Source organism: Fodinibius sp. (assembly GCF_041642155.1).
Lineage (GTDB): Bacteria > Bacteroidota > Rhodothermia > Balneolales > Balneolaceae > Fodinibius.
Genome location: NZ_JBEPWZ010000353.1, coordinates 1 through 2,799, shown reverse-complemented (window position 1 = coordinate 2,799; position 2,799 = coordinate 1). Strand labels below are relative to the sequence as shown.

At 53.3% G+C, this 2,799-nt stretch carries 4 protein-coding genes; 2 read left to right on the top strand and 2 right to left on the bottom strand.

Annotation, left to right across the window (positions count from 1 at the left end; translation table 11 throughout):
• Positions 1-1,289, top strand: a 1,289-nt coding sequence (locus tag ACESLU_RS13805; protein WP_372639210.1) for an efflux RND transporter permease subunit, incomplete at its 5' end; no start/stop codon positions are given.
• Positions 1,290-1,305: 16 nt separating this feature from the next.
• Positions 1,306-1,452 carry a hypothetical protein gene (locus tag ACESLU_RS13800; RefSeq protein WP_372639209.1) on the top strand — a complete coding sequence of 49 codons (147 nt, stop codon included), beginning with the start codon at positions 1,306-1,308 and terminating at the stop codon, positions 1,450-1,452.
• Positions 1,453-1,490: 38 nt separating this feature from the next.
• Here the strand turns inward: ACESLU_RS13800 and ACESLU_RS13795 are convergent, their stop codons facing one another.
• Both ACESLU_RS13795 and thyA read right to left on the bottom strand, forming a co-directional pair.
• On the bottom strand, positions 1,491-1,976 hold the full coding sequence (locus tag ACESLU_RS13795; RefSeq protein ID WP_372639208.1) for a dihydrofolate reductase: 486 nt from the start codon (positions 1,974-1,976) through the stop codon (positions 1,491-1,493).
• Entirely contained in the window at positions 1,973-2,791 is an 819-nt protein-coding gene (gene thyA, locus ACESLU_RS13790; protein WP_372639211.1) for a thymidylate synthase, read from the bottom strand. Before thyA ends, ACESLU_RS13795 begins: the two co-directional genes overlap by 4 nt.
• Between the last annotated feature and the right edge of the window lie 8 nt (positions 2,792-2,799).

Genomic DNA, 2,799 nt, shown 5'->3' with positions numbered 1-2,799 from the left:
ACCGCGTGGCCGACGGTATTAAGACGAATGTGCGGGGACAGAGTTTTATCGACGTGGAAATTGTTATGAAACCCCCCGGCGAGCGGGACATGACAGCCCAGGAGGTAATCGAACTCTGGCGGGACGAGATTGGTGATATTGAAGGAGTTGACCAGATTACGTTTGAAGCCGAAAGAGGTCCGGCCGGCTACCAGCAGGATATCAGCGTCGACCTGAGTCACTCCGATATCGATGTGCTGGAAGAAGCCAGCCAGGCTTTTTTGGAGCGGGTCGAATCCTTTGATGCCACCCGTGATGTGAACGACAATTACAACAGGGGGAAGGCCCAGTTCGATTTCAAGCTTCTTCCGGAGGGACGAAAACTCGGATTAACCTCTTCGTATGTGGGCGAGCAGGTTCGCAACGCCTTCTATGGGGCGCTTGCCATGCGTCAGCTGCGGGGCACCAACGAGATAGAGGTCCGCGTAAAGCTGCCCCGCCAGCAGCGCAAGGATATGCATCACCTGCAGGATCTGGTCATTCAAACCCCCGGAGGAACGGAAGTGCCCCTGATGGATGTCGTAAGTGTCCAGGAGAGTGAAGCCTTCACGAGCATCAACAGGCGGGACGGCCGCCGGGTCGTTACAGTCGGTATGGACGCCGAACCCGCCAATGCGGTGACGCGGGTCCTCGCCTCCATACAGGAAGAGGTTCTGCCGGAGTTGAGAAACGACTTTCCGGGGATAACATGGAGCTTTGAAGGAAGCCAGGCCGAAATGAGAGAATCCACCCAGGCGCTGTGGGGCGGATTTACCATGGCCATGCTGGTCATCTACGCCCTGCTTGCCATTGCTTTCGGCAGTTACGTTCAACCTTTAATCGTTATGGGAGCCATTCCTTTCGGCATTGTGGGAGCGGTCATCGGTCATATCCTGCTGGGATACGACCTGTCGCTGGTCAGCTTGATGGGGGTAATCGCGCTGTCGGGAGTGGTCCTGAACGACTCGCTGATCATGATCGACTATGCCAATAAAAAACGCGCCGATCTTTCCGTTTTCGAAGCCATTCATGAAGCGGGACTCCGTCGCTTCCGGCCCATCATGCTGACGACCCTGACGACCTTCGGGGGACTGACCCCGATCATCCTGGAAACGTCGCGACAGGCCTATCACCTGATACCGATGGCGATCTCCCTCGGCTTCGGCATTGTATTTGCCACTTCCATCATTCTGGTGATCGTGCCCTGCCTCTATATGATTCTCGAGGATATCCTGTCAAAAACAAATGACACCTTAACCGGCACGGGCTAAGCCTGAATACCCGGCCATGGTTCTTGTTCGTGTACTGCGTCGCATCTCGACTCTTTCGTTGAACGGGGAGCGGATGTCTCATCTTGTCGGGCTTCGTCTTACTCATGCCATCACGAACCTTCGGGAGCGAGCAGGGGGACGAAAAACAGCTGCGGGCCCGTAACCCATTTAGCGCTTTCGAATACTGGGTTTATTGGTTGTTTACGGTTTCTCCTTCCTGATCCGTTGATAAACCACAAAACTCAGTTCGGGCCCTCCCTCCCTTTTGATCTCCTTCCAGGTTGACCCGATTTCATGCCGGTATTCCGGGAAGTACGTATCCCCTTCGAACGACTGATGAATCTCAGTGACAAACAGCTTGTCCACCTCGGGCAGCAGCTGCTCGTAAACCCGGGCCCCGCCAATCACAAACACCAGCTCTTCATCCTTGACGTGCTGCAGGGCCGCTTCGATGGAGGAAAAAACGGGCACATGACTGTAGTTCTTCGACCGGCTCAAGACAATATTTTCGCGGCCGGGCAGCGGTTTTTCATTGAGCTCTTCAAACACAACGCGTCCCATAATCATGGGATGTCCCATGGTCACGCTTTTGAAATATTTCAGGTCTTCGGAATAGTGCCAGGGCAGCTCGCCGTTACGGCCGATAACCAGGTTCGGATCATGGGCAACGATGGCGGCAAGGGTCATACGGCAACCTCAAACTTTATAGATGGATGCGGATCATAGTTTTCAAGGGAAAAGTCCTCAAATTCCAGATCATCCACCGGTTTATCCGCGATCTTCAACTGGGGCAGCGCTCTCGGCTCTCGGCTCAGCTGCTCTTTGAGACCTTCCACATGATTTTCATAAATATGCGCATCAACGATCGTATGAGCAAAAGTGCCGTATTCAAGTCCCACCTCATTGGCAATGGCCATCGTGAGTGCAGAATAACACGCCAGGTTAAAGGGAATACCCAGCGCAATATCCCCGGATCGCTGCGTCAGATGACAATTTAACTTGCCGTTGGCAACATTAAAGATATACATCAGGTGACAAGGGGGCAGCGCCATCTGCTTGAGGAGCCCCGGATGCCAGGCACTCACAACAATACGCCGGCTGTGCGGGTTCTCCTTCAGCATATCGATTGCCCGCTGCACCTGGTCAAATTCCTTGTTAATCAATACCGTCTTGCAGATGTGAGAGGCATCCCCTTCAAAACGAATTTCCTCCTCGTCGTGATACGGGAATCGCCGCCACAGCACCGGGTAGATAGGCCCCACATGACCGTCCTCATCGGCCCAGGCGTCCCATATATGACAATCCTTCTCGTCGCGCAGCCACCGGATATGATCTTCTCCCCGCAAGTACCAAAGCAATTCTAAAATGACCGATCGAAAATATACTTTCTTGGTGGTAAGCAGCGGGAAACCTTCCGACAAATCCACCTTGTAGAATTCAGAAAAACTGGAAATAGTGTCGGTACCGGTCCTATTCGATTTTCGCACTCCGTTTTTCAACACATTTTCAA